General features: G+C 49.9%; 19 protein-coding genes. 2 read left to right on the forward strand and 17 right to left on the reverse strand.

The window, feature by feature from the left end; all coding sequences use genetic code 11:
• Positions 1-79: 79 nt before the first annotated feature.
• The 3 genes from IPQ00_02940 to IPQ00_02950 all read right to left on the reverse strand — a co-directional run bounded on the left by IPQ00_02940 (position 80) and on the right by IPQ00_02950 (position 5,529).
• Positions 80-3,355: a strawberry notch family protein gene (locus IPQ00_02940; GenBank protein MBL0239520.1), complete on the reverse strand. Its 3,276-nt coding sequence runs from the start codon at positions 3,353-3,355 to the stop codon at positions 80-82.
• A gap of 52 nt (positions 3,356-3,407) precedes the next feature.
• Positions 3,408-4,163 carry a class I SAM-dependent methyltransferase gene (locus tag IPQ00_02945; protein ID MBL0239521.1) on the reverse strand — a complete coding sequence of 252 codons (756 nt, stop codon included), beginning with the start codon at positions 4,161-4,163 and terminating at the stop codon, positions 3,408-3,410.
• A 235-nt stretch (positions 4,164-4,398) separates the two neighbouring features.
• The gene (locus IPQ00_02950) at positions 4,399-5,529 is read right to left on the reverse strand and encodes a hypothetical protein (GenBank protein ID MBL0239522.1); all 1,131 of its coding nucleotides are present in this window, start codon (positions 5,527-5,529) and stop codon (positions 4,399-4,401) included.
• Between the two features lie 154 nt (positions 5,530-5,683).
• On the opposite strand from IPQ00_02950, the gene IPQ00_02955 reads away from it, so the two are divergent.
• Together IPQ00_02955 and IPQ00_02960 are read left to right on the forward strand one after the other, a co-directional pair.
• Positions 5,684-6,259, forward strand: coding sequence for a type IV toxin-antitoxin system AbiEi family antitoxin domain-containing protein (locus IPQ00_02955; protein ID MBL0239523.1), 576 nt, complete (start codon positions 5,684-5,686; stop codon positions 6,257-6,259).
• Between the two features lie 484 nt (positions 6,260-6,743).
• Complete coding sequence (locus tag IPQ00_02960; protein MBL0239524.1) at positions 6,744-7,067, forward strand: helix-turn-helix transcriptional regulator; 324 nt, start codon at positions 6,744-6,746, stop codon at positions 7,065-7,067.
• A gap of 3 nt (positions 7,068-7,070) precedes the next feature.
• On the opposite strand, the gene IPQ00_02965 is transcribed toward IPQ00_02960, so the two are convergent.
• The 14 genes from IPQ00_02965 to IPQ00_03030 all read right to left on the reverse strand — a co-directional run bounded on the left by IPQ00_02965 (position 7,071) and on the right by IPQ00_03030 (position 17,268).
• A complete protein-coding gene (locus IPQ00_02965; GenBank protein ID MBL0239525.1) occupies positions 7,071-8,066 on the reverse strand; it encodes a hypothetical protein in 996 nt (331 codons plus the stop codon).
• Complete coding sequence (locus IPQ00_02970) at positions 8,067-9,431, reverse strand: RHS repeat-associated core domain-containing protein (GenBank protein ID MBL0239526.1); 1,365 nt, start codon at positions 9,429-9,431, stop codon at positions 8,067-8,069.
• A gap of 256 nt (positions 9,432-9,687) precedes the next feature.
• Positions 9,688-10,230, reverse strand: a complete 543-nt coding sequence (locus tag IPQ00_02975) for a hypothetical protein (GenBank protein MBL0239527.1) — start codon at positions 10,228-10,230, stop codon at positions 9,688-9,690.
• A 20-nt stretch (positions 10,231-10,250) separates the two neighbouring features.
• On the reverse strand, positions 10,251-11,090 hold the full coding sequence (locus IPQ00_02980; protein ID MBL0239528.1) for a hypothetical protein: 840 nt from the start codon (positions 11,088-11,090) through the stop codon (positions 10,251-10,253).
• 32 nt (positions 11,091-11,122) lie between these two features.
• The gene (locus IPQ00_02985) at positions 11,123-11,821 is read right to left on the reverse strand and encodes a tetratricopeptide repeat protein (protein MBL0239529.1); all 699 of its coding nucleotides are present in this window, start codon (positions 11,819-11,821) and stop codon (positions 11,123-11,125) included.
• 480 nt (positions 11,822-12,301) lie between these two features.
• Entirely contained in the window at positions 12,302-12,709 is a 408-nt protein-coding gene (locus tag IPQ00_02990; GenBank protein ID MBL0239530.1) for an RHS repeat-associated core domain-containing protein, read from the reverse strand.
• A gap of 88 nt (positions 12,710-12,797) precedes the next feature.
• The gene (locus IPQ00_02995) at positions 12,798-13,208 is read right to left on the reverse strand and encodes a tyrosine-type recombinase/integrase (GenBank protein ID MBL0239531.1); all 411 of its coding nucleotides are present in this window, start codon (positions 13,206-13,208) and stop codon (positions 12,798-12,800) included.
• A 16-nt stretch (positions 13,209-13,224) separates the two neighbouring features.
• A complete protein-coding gene (locus tag IPQ00_03000) occupies positions 13,225-13,758 on the reverse strand; it encodes a site-specific integrase (GenBank protein ID MBL0239532.1) in 534 nt (177 codons plus the stop codon).
• A 113-nt stretch (positions 13,759-13,871) separates the two neighbouring features.
• On the reverse strand, positions 13,872-14,366 hold the full coding sequence (locus IPQ00_03005; protein ID MBL0239533.1) for a tyrosine-type recombinase/integrase: 495 nt from the start codon (positions 14,364-14,366) through the stop codon (positions 13,872-13,874).
• 99 nt (positions 14,367-14,465) lie between these two features.
• On the reverse strand, positions 14,466-14,948 hold the full coding sequence (locus IPQ00_03010) for a hypothetical protein (protein MBL0239534.1): 483 nt from the start codon (positions 14,946-14,948) through the stop codon (positions 14,466-14,468).
• A 541-nt stretch (positions 14,949-15,489) separates the two neighbouring features.
• Positions 15,490-15,834, reverse strand: a complete 345-nt coding sequence (locus IPQ00_03015) for a hypothetical protein (protein ID MBL0239535.1) — start codon at positions 15,832-15,834, stop codon at positions 15,490-15,492.
• The gene (locus tag IPQ00_03020; protein ID MBL0239536.1) at positions 15,789-16,280 is read right to left on the reverse strand and encodes a hypothetical protein; all 492 of its coding nucleotides are present in this window, start codon (positions 16,278-16,280) and stop codon (positions 15,789-15,791) included. The genes IPQ00_03015 and IPQ00_03020 overlap by 46 nt, the downstream gene beginning before the upstream one ends.
• 71 nt (positions 16,281-16,351) lie before the next feature.
• Entirely contained in the window at positions 16,352-16,633 is a 282-nt protein-coding gene (locus IPQ00_03025) for a hypothetical protein (GenBank protein MBL0239537.1), read from the reverse strand.
• Positions 16,627-17,268: a hypothetical protein gene (locus tag IPQ00_03030; GenBank protein MBL0239538.1), complete on the reverse strand. Its 642-nt coding sequence runs from the start codon at positions 17,266-17,268 to the stop codon at positions 16,627-16,629. Before IPQ00_03030 ends, IPQ00_03025 begins: the two co-directional genes overlap by 7 nt.
• Positions 17,269-17,663: the final 395 nt, after the last annotated feature.

The following is a 17,663-nucleotide window of genomic DNA, read 5'->3' on the forward strand; positions in this document are numbered from 1 at the left end:
ATATAAGGAATGCCTTTGAGCGTTCTAATTTCAGCCATCTCTTAATGGCCGATCCACTGCACTATATACCTGCGAGTGCTCAAGTTAATTCTTGAACAGCTCCCAAAAAGTGAACGGCGCCCGGATCAGGTTCGATTATCCATTCAGGAAGTTCGACCGGTTCTTCTTTCTCGAAGGCGTTAGAGTCGCCCTGCATTTCTGGAAGAAAGCTGATGTCGGTCGATTCCGGCGGGTACAGAGCCAGTACCCGCTCAAGAGCCAGCCACGGAGACTCTTGCGGGAGAAAGAATCTCTGTCGGCCGTGCTGCACAATGTTGACGAGTCCCATTTCGCGTAACTCTCTGATCTGCTCGAAGGTTGCTGGACATACCTCCGTAAGTAGCTGTCCCTGGAAACGTGTCGCTCTAATGGTCGCGTCCCCATTCAGATTGACGCTGTTCTTCTCGAAGTCAACGACGCGAAGCACTTCATTCGCAGTTGTCGGTAAGCTCGCACGAAGCCCGAAGTGTTGCCGAATGTCCTTGAGCCATTCTTCCGAGATCTTTACGCCGACAAGCCGGGTCCCGTCATCTGTGGTCGTCCGAACAATGTTCAGTGCGTCGTGACTGAGCGTCTTCAGATATTTCCATATTGGAAGCAATGCACCGCTCAGAATATGTACAGTTCTGTTCTCGAATGCGGGAATCTTGTTCTCCTCATTGACCCACCAGCCTTCAGCCTTTGTCTTCGGGACTATCCGATAGCGCTGATTTAGCTCGCTCTCGCGTAGATAGGCTACATTGCGACCAGCAGGTTTGGTTATCGAGAACATCTGATAGCGTTCTCCTGTCTCTGGATCCGTGTGCGATAGGGTTCTTCGAACCGCAACGAACGATCCGTCTCGACGGTCCTGAAAGAACTGATGTATTCCGCTTGCAGCCATATCCCGATACTTCGCTGGAGTGGTTGCGACTTTAAGCTCGAGTTTGTAGTAGACAGTCTTCGCTCCGGTCATTGGATCGGAATTAAGAATTTGCGGCGATCCTGAGATCGCGACCGAAATCGCCTTTAGGTCTTCCATCCCGTCATCGAGTTTGCCTTTCTGTTTGAGGTACTCGATGGTTTCCAGGAATGTACAATAGAAGTAGTCGAAGAGTGCATTCTGTCGGTCCACCTCTAACGAAAGAAGCCTATTCAGGAAACGCGGGATATTTGTCTTCTCGCTGTCAGGAACTTCTTCACTTCCGTCTATTGTTTTCACGAGCCCCATGTCTCGCAGAGCTTTTTGAGGATCGTCCAGTCCTTCGATCTCACGGCCCCGCATAATGCCAGTCAGCACGACGCTGAGAGCCGAACGTCCTTCTCTGGATTCGAGATTATATTTATCGAGGTTGCCGGCCTTCTCCGCTCGCCGGTCGCCCTTTGTAAGTGCTCCCATGTTTCCAAGGCGCCTGGCGATGGTTGAAGAGAATCGCTTTTCGCCGCCGAGTTCCGTGAAGACAAGCAGATAGACTGGCGGTGCAACTTGACCGGTTCGATGTGTGCGCCCGAAGTCCTGGATCTGTTTATCGGCCGACCATTTTAGTTCTGCAGCAATGTGAAGACGTCTCTGCTGGTTTCCGACAGTTCGGCCCGCATGAAGGCTGTCACCGGTCGATGCCACCTCGGACATAATGGCAATCCTTTTGTCGCCTTTCTGAAAGGCATTCTTTTCGTGAAGGTTGATAAGCTTCGAAGGGACCCCGGCAAGTTGGCGCGGCCGATACTCCAGAGTGCCGTTTGCCGTCCTAATCAGGCGTTTCTTCCGGCCCGTCATCTCCGCTATATTCTCAACCCCGAAATAGTTCACGAGTTGATCAAGCGGATGTTCAGGCACTTCAAGGATAGATAACTTATCAAGCAGTTCTGCCCTAAGTTGCATAGCGGCCCGACTTGCCACCTGATCGCCGTTGGCATCGACGATAGGAACATATTCGATGGTCCCACTATATGGATTTGTTCGTTCCTGAAAACACGCTGTCGGAAAGCAATTCGCAACCAGGCGAGTAAGAGTCTCTCTTGGGCTAAAATCCAGACTGTCAATAGCCTCATCCTGATCCGCTGCACGCTCTATCTGCTTCTTTGTCTGGCTTTCGCCGGTGCCTGTTATCGAGACAACAATAGATTCTTTTCTGCCGAGGGCATCTTCGATTTCACGAATCAGAGTCGGCACCTTAAATGCAGTTATCAGATTGCGAAAGCATCTCTGATGCTCCGCCCAGAACTGATTGAGGGCACTGCTTTTGGTGGCTTTTCCGGAATTTGTAAGTTCCAAGGCCCGATGAATATTCCGAAAGACTTCCTGCCAGCCCTGGGCCATGTTGTCGTACATCCTCCGCTGAGCAGGTGTCAGCATGTGAATTACCTCGCGAAACTCGACCGATAGGCCTGACTCGGGGTCGGTTCCCATACTTAGGTTGCCGCATAGGTATCGTCCCATCGCCTTAAGGTCGCGGCACACCATCTCCAGAGCACCAACACCGCCTGATTCGATCTCTTCGGCGAACTGCTCGAAGCCTAACGGAAAATTGGTTCCCGCTCCCCACAATCCGAGCCGTGACATGTAAGCGAGATGTCGCACCCCGCCTGCCGAAGTGGCGGAAGAATAAACAACTCTGACATCCGGGAATTTTTCCGGGTTCTGGATCTCAAGTACAGCGGCTCCAGTCTGCGTCGATTTGCCGCGGTCGTCGGCAAATGCGTACTTTGCCTTGTGCCCTTCATCGAAGACTACGATGCCGTTTGATCCGAGCCAGCGTGTTATCTGATCGATCCTCTTGTTTCCCTTTTTCGATTTGGCTATCAGCGACCGGTATGTACAAAATACGATTCCGTCTTCAATGTCGATCTCTTGATCGGTTGGGAAATCATTGATCAGCTTGATCGGTGGCGTAAGTCCAAGCCTTTTGAACTCGTCTGAAACTGCTTCGATCAGATCGGTCTTGACCGAAAACCATACGGACCGCCTTCGCCCCTGAAACCAGTTATCAAGAATTACTCCCGCGAGTGTCGCCGTCTTACCCGTTCCAGTCCCGTCACCGATACTTATGCCGGCTCGCGCACCATCGGGCAGACGCTGTTCGTGTGACTGACCCGCGTAGATAATCCGTTCTATCTGCATCGCCGAAAGTTTTCCTGTCTGAGACAGATATTTCGGCAGGCGTGGACGATATTTTATTGCCGGCGGTTCGACGTTGGCGAGTCCCGGCGGTTCTACGATCACTCCCGGGTGAGGTGAACCACCGAGAACATATCGTGGGGAATATATCTGAATGTCTGGCTCGCTCGTTGGAATATCCCCGGTCGAAGTTGATTCACCCGAGGTAATAATCGGCACAGTAAGTCCTTCCGAACTATGTTCTTGGATCGAGTACATTAATTTTTTTGGATCAGAAACGGAGATTCAACTCGAGTGATTGTTCGAAAGCATGCTCGACCGACCGAGCCACAATATGAGGAACACTCTGGATTTCAGCGGATGAACAATTCTGAGATGAACCGGGTTTCGTTCCGATGATGAGCGTCGTCTTTACGCTTGTGCCGTTAGAGTAGAATTCACGGCCGGGCAATTCGATCGCCGCTTTCAATTCGATCTCGGGTTGTAGATTGCTCCAAAAACGGCTGCCATAGCGTGACGTTGGCGACCCGCTCTCGCCAAGAATAACTGCGAACCGTCCGCCCTTCCTCAGCCTTCGCAAGGCTGCGTCGATATGGCGAAAACCGTATTGCACACTGTTTCTGTGTACTCGTCCTGAGCTTGAGGAGAACGGTGGATTGGCAAGGACCACATCGGGAATCAGATTTGCGGGTAACAGATCATCAATGAACTCCCCGTCAAACCCATATGTGTTAAATCCCAAAGTTTGTAACAATGCCCTTCGTCTCGGGTCGATCTCGTTAGCTATCACGCTCGCTCCGGCCGCCTCGACCCAGACGGCGAGACTGCCGGTCCCGCAGGACGGTTCCAGAACCGTCTCGCCGTGCCGGATATTTAGAAGATATGCTGCGAGAAAAGCGATCGCGGCTGGCGTCGAAAACTGTTGGAAAATTATCTGTGTTTCACTTCGCCATGTTTGGGTTGGAAGCCGCTCCTGCAAAGGTCTCAGGACCTTTGAAACGGCCTCAGCAGGATTCGGTCTTGTCATCAGTTCACTTCCATACTTCGTGTGAATGAGTGAGTTCAGAGCAGTCTCAGCGATCTCATGGAAGATGTGCGAATCGACTGAAGATACAGAAATGCCAGACTTATTGCAAAGTTCAATGAGTTCTCTGTTTGAAATGCGAGTCCCACTCTCTACGATTTTGGCGACACGCTCGATGAGGCCTGTTAGTGAGTCTGTAGAAACTGTTGGCTCGCCCATGATGCGACCTGTCAGCCGCTTATTTTGTTAGAGAGATTCCGGCGAGTTGGTGGCTAGCCTCGTGGAAACATTCGGGCGTCAGCAATCTAAGCCAATCGGACATGTCCAGATATTTGAGGGAGGCTCCCGCGATCAGGGCGTCGTCGATACCTTTGAAACGTCTATCCCAAGCGAGAATTTTTGTAGGTTTGCCGCAGGACAAGAACCGCTGTGCCCGAATCCGTAGAGCTAGTAACGATGCCATTGCTCTTGCCACATGTGGATTCGTGAAGCTATCTACATCGAAAGCAATCTCCAGGATCCTTCGCCGTGCCACATTTACAATTTCGCGATGCGACGTTGAAACTCCGCCATTGGCGACGACATATCGATCCGGCATGAAGTGCTGGGCCGTCGCGGCTTTCAGGACACCTTCGGTAACAAGTACCGTCTCAATCGTCTTTGCACTGAAACCTACTGAGCCTTCGTGATGAAGTGGTGAGCCAGAACTACATCCTTGACTCCTTCCGATCGACGACAGCCATTGATACTTTCCGGACGTACTCTTAGTCTTTCCCATAATTTTGAGCTGGCAAGCCTGAATTAAACCATTCGAATCCAAGAATGGAATCAGAAGAAGATCAGTGTCATAGTCGAAGTCACTACCTAATCGCGTTCTGCGCTTCGATCCCCGCCAAAATCCTGGAACGCCTTCAAAAAACGGAATAGTTCCTTTTTCTTTTACGAGTAACTCAATGAGCGATAGAACTAGACGATGTCTTTCAGTAGCTAATTTGGGAAGTATTCCAAAGCGTCCGCAGTCCTGCCCTTTTCTAACCAGCCATTCGTTTCCGTAAATTAGCTCGCTATTCGCCGGTAATGGCGAAAGCTTGATGAGTCTCTGATAGATCCAATTCCTGATCTCGATGGGGGCTAAAGAGGTTGATTTTGCTCGCTTAAATATCCTCTTTGGCTGATTGTAAACGCCACGGGATGGGATTCGACGATCGTAATAAAAGATCCCCCAACCTTTGATGCTGAGTCTATCGGCGTTTGTCGCGGAACGGGCACAGAATGCAATGTTGTAGTCTTTAGTCGTACTGCACCAGTCCGGTTTTCCGCAGATGCGGCACGGAGACTTTCTCGATACTCGCTGGTATCCGGTTATCATTTTGATTCGCTTCTTTTCTACCGCTTTTTTTCTAGCGACAACTTATTCGATGCCAAGTATGTGCATAACTAACTTTGGCTCATTTCGGCGGCAGACATATGGTGTATCGCGACATTTTCTATTGACAAATGTCACTTTTCACCGCATGCTTCTAATGATGGATAAGCGACAGCAGCCACAAATCAAAAAACTTGGGGTCTTTACACTGGCTCAAGGTAAGTCCGTGGGAATTAGTCAGCAAGACCTATCCCGGCTTGTCGCTGCAAAGGACCTCGTTCGTATCGGTCGTGGAATCTACCTCCATCCCAACGCCTCGCTGGATAAAGATGTCGGATTCCAAATCGCGTATTCAAAGTTTGGGCCAGGTTCAGCAATTGGGGGCCTTTCAGCTCTATATCACTACAATCTTGCTGAACAAGTGCCTGGAGAAATATGGGTAATGGTTCCTCCGGAGAAAAGAACCCGAGAAACCGGTTATAAACTGATTCGAACAAAAACGAGCCTCGACAAACAGATCATAGATGAAAAGGGATATCGAATCGTAACCGTAGAAAGGGCGGTTCTGGAGGCTCTAAAATTCAGCACAAAGATTGGCGAGCGAACGGCCGTCAAGGCTGCCAGAGAAGCTCTTGCAACAAGAAAAACTACGGAAGCAAAGCTTGCAAAAGCAGCAAAAGAGCTTGAGCTTGAATCGGTACTCGCCAAATATCTGGAGGTCATCGTGCCATGACCACGAGAGGCCGCCCGAAAGCAAAAGTTGCAGCGGCCCGTAAGCTTCTCATTAACTGTTATGTCATGCTTCGTGACAATATCAGCTACGAGGAGTTCGTTACGCGTTGGGCGAAGTTGGTTTGTACGAGGGGTCAGGAGAGGTGACGGGGAAACCCGCTCAGTCTCTGAAAGTCTGATGGTACGGCCAGCCATCTCGATATAGTTCGAGATGAGCCGATCAGGTTTCATGTAGCCAGCCGCTCGATCGAAGCTGTGCACGAATAGATGATGGCATTCGCTAATTACAGCGGTGCGTATCTGAAAGAATCTAACTAATAATGGAGGCGCCGGTTGTTCTCTTTTGTCACCCAATCAAACGCACCAACCGCATCCAAAAGATGCCACAATACCCGTGCGCTTGACTTCAAGCGTTACTTCATAGATGACCCCGATCGCTTCCGGCTATGAAAAGGGATGTGCCAGTGAGCGGTTTCGGAAAAAGATTGGCGGAACTGAGAAAAAAGAGAAGCCTCACGCAGCAGCAGCTGTGCGATCTTGTGGGCGTTCACGTAACGATGCTAAGCAGCTACGAAAGCAGCCGTTCGCAGCCGACACTCGATGTGATTAGGCGGATGGCACTGGCTTTAGACGTAACGGCTGACGAACTCGTTTTCGACAAAGCCGAACGCCAGCCGCAGATGCTCGACAAGGAGCTGTTGAAGAACTGGGAAAAGATTGACGGCTTGCCGGACGACGACAAACTCGCCGTCAAAAAGATCGTCGCCGCACTCTTGGTCAAACATTCGGTCGAACTTGCCGTCCGGTGAGAATTAGTTTTGATATTTCAATACTGTGGCTTTGTCGCCACTGATCCAAACATTATTTGAATCCAAGCTGTAGATATTTAATAAGTCCGCCGTTGTTGGACTCAACGACTTGTGCCATGACTCACCATTATCGGTCGTATAATAGATACTTCCTTCAGAGCCAATTAGCCACCCTTTCCCATCTTTGAGAAACAAATCGTTTAAGTTCTTAGCTGATTCAGGTGTTTTGTTTTGCCACGTATTCCCTGAATCTTGGCTCCTCAACAAAATACCATCGCCAGATTCGTTTTTGCCGGTAATCCACACATCTGATCCGAATGACCTGACGTTTGATGGTGAATAACCTTGATCCAATTTTATTTTTATCCAGTTTCCGTCATGAAAATGAAAGATCGAACCTTTGCGACCAATAGCCCAGACATCGCCCGAATCATTGCAAGAGATACGATCTGAGTTCTCCTGATTTGTGGAAAATAGATTAAGCAAATGTAAGTCTTTTTCACCCATCTCAACGTGGAGGATACCGGTTTCTCCAAGCATCCAAGCCCTGCCGTTAGGGTCGAAGCAAATATCCCAAAGCACTTGAACCTTTCCACTTAATTGTTCAGTGCTTTTATTGTCAAATGCAATCCGTGACCAACTTTTTCCGCCGTCTGAGGTTTTCATGACCAACGGCCTTGTCAAGTCTTCGGTGCCAACCACCCATCCTTCTTGCTCGCTTGTAAAACCTCCTGCTGCAACTGCCGTGTTCTCTTCGTAAAAGACCGTCTTCCAAGTTTTTCCCGAGTCACTTGTATTCTCAATCGCCACAGACAGAGATATCCCATTCTTCTGATCGAAAAACTTTATTGGCCTCAAAGATGTTGAGTCGGTGATATATGATGAGCTGAGAAGTTCCCACTTTCCCGTACCGACGCGATTCTGGCCAGCGTTTCCACTTGAACTGCATCCGACAAATACAAGCATGATTACGAAAGTCGTAAAATTAGTCTTTAACATTTAATGCTCCGATTTCCTTCTTTGGGTTCCCGGCCTGTTCGCCCTTGCCGCGTTTTCAAATCCTACTGAGTTTGTACCATCTGGTAGACCGTTTAAGAGATCATAGCCGTGGCCGAATTCGTGGGCATCTACAACACTGTTGTCCGGGAACCGAAGTTGGCTGCCGTCTCTCGTCAGCGTGGAGGTATTCCTTTTGATTGCTTCGTTATTCCCAGCTTGGGCGGCATTCGGGGCGACCCATATCTCAATTTCGCCACTCATACTCTCTTCAGTGGAAAGCGTGAAAGCACCACCTCTAGCCCTAATATCGACAAGGGTTTTCACCCCACGTCCGTCCACGGGACCGGTTTGAGGCTTAAAGAAAGTTTCTAAGCCGATATTGAATCTTACGGCTCTTGGACTAGCTAGAATATCCGCGAACTTCTTGCTAAAGTCCTTTATCTCGGCATTATTCCCTATGTTCGCAAACTTTGAATAATTCCCGCCACAAATGTCTTTGTCGTTAAGATAGAGAATCCTTCCATCAGAGCTCTTCTTTATTAAATTGAACCGTTCGTCGCCAAGAAAATCGTTGAGTCTCTTGAGCTTTGCCTGAACTTCTGCATCAGTCCCAGTTAATTTAATGATTTCTCCCGTCGGATCGGTGTATCGTAACGGATTGTTTATGGCGTATGCATAAGCATTCCATTGCTGCGGTTTTCTGAGATAGTTGTTTAATTTGGCTCTTGCTTTTTCCGAAGTTTCTTCAAATTCTATTTCAGCAACAATTTTGTAAGGATCAGGCGAAGTAAATCTACCAAACCCACTTCCAAACATTCTGGCTTTGGCGTAGTCTAGCTCAGTCTCATTATCACGTTCATATCCGGTGAATTGTTTCCTCACAGTGTCGGCAGCGTAACCAAGGCCGGCGGTCCGTTGGGTTGTGTAGATCTCCTCACCAAATGGATCATAATCATGTAGGGCGGTGACGTCGCCGTTTGCGTCGGTGTTGATTCGGGGTGAACCGAGGTGGTCATTGGTTAAGTAGCTAACCTTTGCATTCTGCGGTGAGGCAACAATTGTTGAATACTCCGCGACAGATCGGCCTAAAGAATCGTAAACAAATACCGTAGTCTCGCTCGTTGCAGGCACGTATTTCTTTATTCTTTTCCCATCTCCGTCGTACCAATATTGACCAATGACCCCGTTCGAATCGCTTACTTCGACCTGTTTGTTTTCTGCATCGTAGATAAATGTTTGGCCGGTGGCATCGGTGGTCGTGTTGCCGGACAGGTCATATGAATAGTCTTGACCCGATGCAAAGCGGTTGTTGGACGCGCTAACGGTTGGATTTGTGATATTCGGATACGCGAACGATGTCGGCATTGTCGTATTTGCCTCGTCGAAATTTCTGTTCCCGTAGCGGTCAAATGTGAAAGTCTGTTTCCAACTGGTCTGGCTATCAATGACTTCTTCGGCGGATTGCAGACGATTGAGCGAATCGTAAGCGTAATTTTGAATCGCCGTGAAACCATTATTCGAGCCGACCGTCGGCACGGTGATCGTCTAATCAGAATTCAGGCAAAACATCGCAGGATCGCAGACTAGTCCCCGGATTCATTTAGTCCCCGGATTCATTTTTTTATATATTAGGTAAGTCTGTTGCCCAAAAAGGTGCTTGATGTTGTATTGAAAGATCGCCGCCGCTATCTCCCAACAATTCCCATTCATAACTGAAACTAACAACAACAGCAAGTCCATCAGCTAAGTTTTCTTTGGGGATACTAAACAAAATGGATTTTCCAGACTCAACTTCTCGAACTCTATAATTTTTAATAATACGATAACCAATAGGCAATTCAGATTCCTTTCTTTTCCATTCAAAGCCCGGCATCCTTTGAACCTCGTGTGATACTTGATATTCATCTTTTTCATTATCAGCACCATAAGTCTTTAAGTATATTTTCCATTTGGTATTGTTATGAAGGCGCAACCAAATGCCTTCTTTACTTTCATCTTCACGAGTAGGTATTCTTTCGCCAAATTTCTCAAAAGTTATAAAGACACTCGGCTTTCTTACGTCTAATCGAACATCATTGCACGCACTAGGCGTTTTGTCATTTGTTTGAGCCAGACAAACAAATGACAAACTGAAAATAAAAAAAGTAAGTATTAAAACTTTCATTGTTTCTCCTGTATATTTTTTTACGGAAAATAACTGTTTCCCGGATTGGTTGGCGTAACTCCATACAAACCGCCCTGACTTTGAGGAACAGCCAAAAGTTTGTCTATTGCTACGTTTCTTTCATTTCTGACATTTTCAACTGCGGAAAGTTTCGCGTTTGCCGTCTTCCATTTTTCATCGAACAGCGTATAATTCTGCCCCGCCATAGGTCTTGAAGAACTTGAAGCTGGATAAGCCTCATCCATTACTGATGTAACAAGATAGCCTCGAAACTCTGTGTCGTAATCAGAAACTTTTGTTTTACCGCCGCTATTGATGTAATTGAGATGATCTTGAGTATGAACTCCTTCGTGAGCAATGTCGGCTACAAGGTCCGCCCCGTTACTAAGTTTGGTAGAATCAAGCGTAACCTCAACTTTTGTATCTGTCGAATTTCTTGCCGCAGTAGCCCCTACGCCCGGATCGAGTTTTCCGGTTTTTATTATGACCTGACTACTTCCAACTTTTTCACTACATTTTTTAGTTCCGGCTTCACAACCATAGGAATCAATAGCAGTTTTTGCCTCTTTGTATTCGTCAGATTTTTTGCCGTAAATTTTCTGAATTTGTTTTAGTCTTTTTCTAGCTTCCTTTAATTGATCTCTAAAATTTTGTTGCTGTGTAGAATCCACACTGGCATCAAATTCATATAATCCGAATGGATCAATAAATTTTAGAGGATTGTTCAAAGAATAAGCGTAACGATTCCAACTTTGTGGAATTGCTTCTCTGCCTGATGAGAGTGCCGGGTCTGGTGAAGTGAATCTGCCGAAGCCACTTCCGAACATTCTAGCCTTTGCATAATCGAGGTTTGTTTCAATATCACGTTCATACGAGGTGAATTTCTTCCGAACTAATTCCGTGCTGTAACCAGCGCAGCATCTCGTATTCCCGAGTTTTCGAGCGTAACCTCAAGCTTTGCAATTCTCTTCCTCGTGTCGATTAGCTTCTCGTCATTTTTGTTGATCTTCGATTGTAGTTTCTCGAACCTACGAAAATGCGTGAGGGCCTCCTGAGCCTTGTCCATGCCCTCAAAAGCTCGGCCGAGATAATAGTCGTAAAGATGGCCTACGTCCCCGAGGTCATCGAGTTCCCTGGAGCGCTTGGTTTCTTTCAATCCTTCTTCGAAGTCGCCCAACTCAATAATCAGCGTCTGGGCCAAAGTCCAATGAGCAGCCCAGTGTCGCGGATTCCGTTTGGTGACCAATCGGTATTGCTCTACGGCCTCGTGAAAGCGATCACTTCCGGCCAGTGCCAGTCCATATGCCATGCGAACCCCATCATGGTCGCATCCGTTCCCGAGTAGCGACTGGTATTCCGGAATCGCCGCTGCCGATCCCTTTTTTATAGAAGTTACTCTGATCTCGGCAAGTCGATCGATACAAATCTCCTCACTTAAGGGCTCGGGGGAGGGCGATGGTGGGGTCATTGGATCAGCTCGTGTCGATTCCTGATTCGCTATAGAATCGTTTCCCGTACCTTTGTATTTGGGAGTGTCGCACGTAAAGCTTACGACCAAAACGCTAGCCATAATGGATATCATGAATTTCATCTTTAACCTCTATTTTTTCGGCTTGAGCCCGTAAATTTGACTGACTCGATATCCGAAATTCTTCTCGGTTAACGGACTTCCTGTGGCATCGTCTTTGTACGATGAGGCAAGTTTGTTTCGTATCGACTGAGAGTCAACCCTAATTGATCCGTTTTTGGTCTTCAGGTGACCATGCGGATTGCTCAACCCCCATTGCACATAGGCGCCGCCTTGTTTACGAAGATACAAAGCTGCGGAGTAGTGCTTGAACTCATTTTTCAAATCGAGTGATATCAGAATTCACTGAATCACCATTTGAAAAACTCGTAATGACATCTGCAGCAACCCAGGCGTGTCGTCCTTCGTGGGCCAAAACCGGCTCCGTGCCGCTAAATCCCGCTCCGGTGCTAAAATCTCCTTTCGCATCCAAGCTTATAGTGATAAATTTTGAGGCGTCGTTGACCGTGGCGTTCCCTTTCTGAATCAATTCATTTGCCCCCTTTACGTCGTTGATGAAGACAGAAGCTTTATCTCCAATTGTAAAGACCGTCTTGTTGTCTTTGTGCAAGAGCCAATTCGCGAATTTCTGCTGTTCTTTAGTGCCCTTATCTCGAAGAGCTTCCAGACCTTCTGAATTTTCGTGCACTCCCCACTAACGGTATTATCGCAAACGTAAAGACCGGTCGGATCGCTGTACTTGAGCGGATTCCCCGACACGTAAGCATATCTGTTCCATCTCTGAGGCAAAGAAAGGAATTCGATCTTTTCTTCTTCGGTCATTGCCCAAGGCCCGAAAGCATCGACAGAGGTAAACCGCCCCAGCGAACTGCCAAAATACCGAGCCTGAGCATAATCCAGCCCGGTTTCGCCATCGCGTTCATAGCCGGTTATGAACGCGCAATTCGAGATTTCCGTGCGATGCGCATTGCGGCTTGATGTGTTTTCAAAGAGCTAAAGAAGCGGCTAAAGAAAAAGCGGCTTTCGTGCCAAGTTTTTATTATAACTCGACAGGGCTTTTTAACCTATTTGTTTGAGGTTTGCCGGAGATTTTCAGTTGCTTTGCCCACCGCTTTTTTATGTCCGAGATCTCGACCTGGGTGTAGATCTGGGTCGTGTCGAGGCTGGAGTGTCCGAGCAGTTTTTGGATGTGGCGGAGGCTCGCTCCGTGGCGGAGAAGATGCGTCGCGCAGGCGTGCCGGAAGGTGTGGACCGTCGCGTTGATCATGGCCGCTTCCGAAGCGTTCTTTACGATGCTCCATATCTGCGGATACGAGAGGCCCTGCCCGTAACGGAAAGGAACAAAGCTGTCGGATTCGTGACCGGTCTTTTCTTCCGGCTTCGGCCTTTTCCCCAGTAGGCTCCGCTCATCAGTTCGACGCGCGATGTGGCGATATATCTCTCGATCCATCGGGCTGCGTTTTCGGTCAGGGGAACGATGCGTTCTCTCTTTCCTTTGCCTTCGCGGATACGCAAGGTCCGCCGTCGAAGTCGCGCATATTCAAGCGGTAAAGCTCTCCGTGACGGATGCCGCAGGCGTATAGGGTTTCGAGTATGGAGCGATCGCGAACGCCGATCGCTTTGTCGGTGTCGCATTGCTCGATGATCTTCGATATTTCGGCTTCGGTCGGGACGTGCGGCAATGTGTGTCCGGCTTTGGGAAGATCGAAGGTCTCGGCGATGTTCGCAAGCACTTTATTCGATGTGTAAAGCCATTGGAAAAAGCGTCTGATCCTCGACACGGTTTGTCTTAAGGATGATGCCTTCTGGTCGGTGTATTTCTTGAGGTGAACAAGGTACGAGTTCAGGTGCGTTTCCTCGGCCTCGTTCAGCTTTATCAGCCAGGCTTCCTGCAGGTAAAGCTGCAAGTTATTCAGCACTCTCTCGCTCGATCTTCGGAGGTCCTTCGAGTAGCCTTTGGCTTCGAGTTCCGAGAGGTATTTTTCGATCTCTTTGTTCACATTCGATGGCGTTTTGTATACAGAAGTGACAGCGTAAGACCTTTAACGAGAAGCTTTACGCAATAAGTTGCGGTTTGTAACTTTGGTGACAATGCGTAACCCGTGCTGCTGCCTCATTTAGTCCGATTACAAACGGTGGATCTTGGTCTATCCTGTCGTACAGGCTGGGGAGCCGTTTCGCACATTTTTTCAGACCCGCGTTTTTGGGCTCTTTTTACCGTTATCGACCGCTTTTTTTCTCTGGGATGACAGCGGCTGATGACCTCAGCCAGATCGCCAAGCTCGACGTGCGTGTAGATCTCGGTTGACGACAGGCGGCGGTGTCCGAGAAGCTTCTGTATCTGCCGTATGTCAGCCCTGCCCTTGAGCAGATGGGTGGCACATGAATGCCTCATCGTGTGCGGCGTGACGTTCTTTTTTATGTTGGCGTTCTTCGTCCATTTGCGGACGATCCGGCGTATGTCGTCCACGTCCAGCGGCCCGCCCGAACGCGACGAGACGAACAAGCGGATCTGTCCCGGCTGGGATGCAAAAGCGGTACGCGCCTGTTCGAGATAGAGCTTCAAGGCTGTCTGCGACGATTGAGTGAGCGGCCAGCCGCGTCTCATTTCCTTTGCCGTGCTCGATCCGAAGCGTACCCGTCTGCATCTCCACATCGTAGATCGTAAGGCTCACAAGCTCCGCTCTCCTGATGCCGGTTGCGTACATCACCTCCAGAATGGAGCGATCGCGAATGTCTCTCTCGCTTTCTCTATCGGGATGCTCTCGATCAGCCGCTTCGCTTCGGCGGGGGTGAGGATATTTCGCGGGAGCATCTTCGGCTGCTTCGGCATCTGGATCGACGCGGACGGGTTGTGAACGATGACGCCCTCCTGCCACAGCCAGAGAAAGAACCGCTTCATCGCCGCCAGTTTGTTGGCCTGTGCTCCCGATGAAAGCCTCTGCCTTTTCCGGCCCGTTTTTTCGTCTTCCGTTTCAAGCCGGTAAAGCGAGATCTGATACTGCGAAGATGCGGCCGTCACGTCGGCGATTGAGTTCAAGGCGGTGTTTTCCACCAGCCAATCGAGGAAGACCCGTGCATCGCGAGAGAGTAGTTTACAAGCGTCGCCGGCGAGTAGTTTACGGCCGTCAGATATTCGATAAAGCGGCCTCTTAGAAGCTCCAGTTTTTGCTTTTGATTCTCCGTCCACATCTCGCCAATGCCTCCTTACTCAACAATCAACTGTTAGAAAGCAGATGATCGATGAGTGTTTTTCTTTAGCCGCATTCAGTGGGAGTTGCTCCAACACGACCTTTGCTTTTATTTTCCCCTTTAAAAGCTTCTCCACTGACCACAAGGTCGGCTTAAGTTTCTTTTCTGTCTGCAATTAACCTTGTGATTCGACCACCACAAGGTACCCTCAAGGTCGCCTTTTTTACCACAAGGTCCACAAGGTTTGCTGTCGGGCGTCCGGCTTTTGTCTTTAGCCGCTTCGTCTTCTTTTCAACGTCACCATCAGGCCGCGCCGAGTTCACCCCGATAGCCGTGCGAACGAGCGAAGCGGTCTGCGAGGAACGAGCGCCCGCGGAGCAGAGAGCCGGAGCGGACGGCGTACGATAATGAGCTTTTATGTCCGTAGTGTTTTTTACGAAGGACACAAAAAGGGATTATCGGATGACGGCAGCGACCGGGAAGAAGGCATCCGAAGCGAACAACGGCGGGCGTTACTTACCGCACCTTCACCGCTTGGCCTATCGACTCGCCGCTTTCTCTTTAGCCGCGTCCTTTAGTCGCGTTTTCAACTCGTCAACTCCGGTCAGTCCGCGCAGGCTTTGCACCTCGCTCTCCGCATCGCTCGCCAACTGGTACACGCTCGGCTTTCCGTTCACCGCCTGGATCGCCCAGAGATATTCCATCTCGACCAGCTTCTGGCAATACATCCTCACCTGCCAGTCGCTCCATGCGGTCGTCTCGCGTATCTCCCGGCGTGTAAGTTGGACATCGCAAGCCTTGATCTTTAGTTCTTCCGCTCGTCTCTTACACGCTTCTCTTATCGCCTCGAACATTCCACGCACGGGCGGCTCCAGCTCGTCCATTGCCTTGCCGAGGATCTCCTCGGCCAGCTCGTTCGCAAGTGCAATATCGGACAGCTCGACCTCGACATATTCGATCTCGATCTCGCCGCGTTTCGCGGTTTTGATCTCTCTTGATATTGGTGAAGAAGTGCTCTTATCGAGTTGATAAGCGAGAGATACTTTCTTTGCTCTCGGCGGTGGATGAGTCTTTCGCTGGGGTAGGTCAGATGTTCGACAACAGGGTTGACGACGGCCAGCGGTTTGAGCATTCTTTGGGCGTGGTGATGCAGCCGTTTGATCTCTTCCGATTCCGCCTTTTCCAGCACTCCCGAAAGACTGTGCTGATGCCGCTGCTGTGAAAGAATGATCCGCGTCTGCTCGATCGATTCGTTCATCGAAAGCTGCACAAAGCGGCTGCGGGTCTCCTCGTCGAACGCTTCGGCTGAGGTCGTCGTTATCACGATCACAACGGGTCCAAAGACTTCGTAATGTTCCGTCGAAAGTTTCCCGGTCGCCGGGTCCGTCCGGGTCGCCGCGATCAAAAGCCTCTGATCGAGGCAAGCGTCCTAAGTGAGTAGACGGCCTGCATCGCTCCTTCGTCCTCGGCGATCACCAGCATCTTTCTTTGCAATGAATAAGGGTCTTTGTAGAAAAGAGCCTGGCCGGTCAGCCTCGTAACCCTGACAAGCTCCTCCGGCGGCACAAACGCACAGAGAGCGTCCTGCAATGCCGATTTGCCAGCACCCGAACGGGCGACGATAAGCAGGGCAAGCGGTTCCGTCAGTTTCCGGCTGATCGACCCCAGGTAAGCCGTCAACACCGTCGAGCGTTTCGCCCACCAGACCGCACCGCCGGAAGTCCTCCACTATTCGCTCCACAGCTTTTCGTCTTTCCAGGAAAGCTATCGCCTCCCTTCTCGGCCTCGGTCATCGCCGCCGTCGATTCCGCTTCATTGGTCGAGGTCTTTCGCATCGACAGCCTTTCGGCTTCGAGCGTTTCGATCAGCGAAAGTAGATCGGCATTGATAACAGATTCGTTCACGCGGCAATGCTTGGCGGCTATCTGCGCGAAGTTCGCCCTCGCTCTTGCCTGATAAAGATCGAGCGTGTCCAGGTGAAAGAGATTCCCCACATTAAGACGCAAGTTTATTTTCAGCTTCTCAAGTCCGACGCCCGTCAGCCCGCGCACTCTGTATTCCCGATTGTCGAGAACGATCTGCAATGTTCCATCGGGCAAAGGCACACTCCCTGCGGCCCGCGTTTCCGCCGTCTCTCCGTCTCCGCGTCTCTGCGGTTCAATAAGTCTTTGGACCGCCTCAAGCGTTCCGCCATTTACAACGAACTCCGATGCGTCTTTTGCCGGAAGATCGACCGTGCGGCTTTCTATGCCGATTGCCGATAGCTTCTCGGCGAACTTTAGGCGGCTTCGCGGCCCTGCATCGTCCGCGTCGAGCATTAGCACGACCCGTCTGATCCGGGATTCCTGCAGGTGCGCGGAGGATCTCATCCGTCAGAGCGTTCACGCCGTAGGCACAAGTCACATTCCTGATGCCGATCGACCACAGAGCCAAAGCGTCGATCACGCTCTCGGTCAGGACGATCTCGTCCGTCTCTTTTGCTCCCGCCGGATTGAAAAGCCCTCGCCGCTTGCCCGAAAGATACAAGTGCTGCTGCTTTTCCGTGTGCCGGGCGTAAAGACCGACTGCTTGATTCGTGCCCGCGTCAACGAGCGGAAAGACCACCGAGCCGTACATCGTCTCATTGCCTTTCTCATTCAAAGTCCAAGTGATTCGGGACTCCTACGACCGTCCGGGTTCACACGCCCGCGCAGTGTGCCGTCAACATAGCCCA

The sequence above is a fragment of the Chloracidobacterium sp. genome (assembly GCA_016720705.1).
GTDB lineage: Bacteria > Acidobacteriota > Blastocatellia > Pyrinomonadales > Pyrinomonadaceae > OLB17.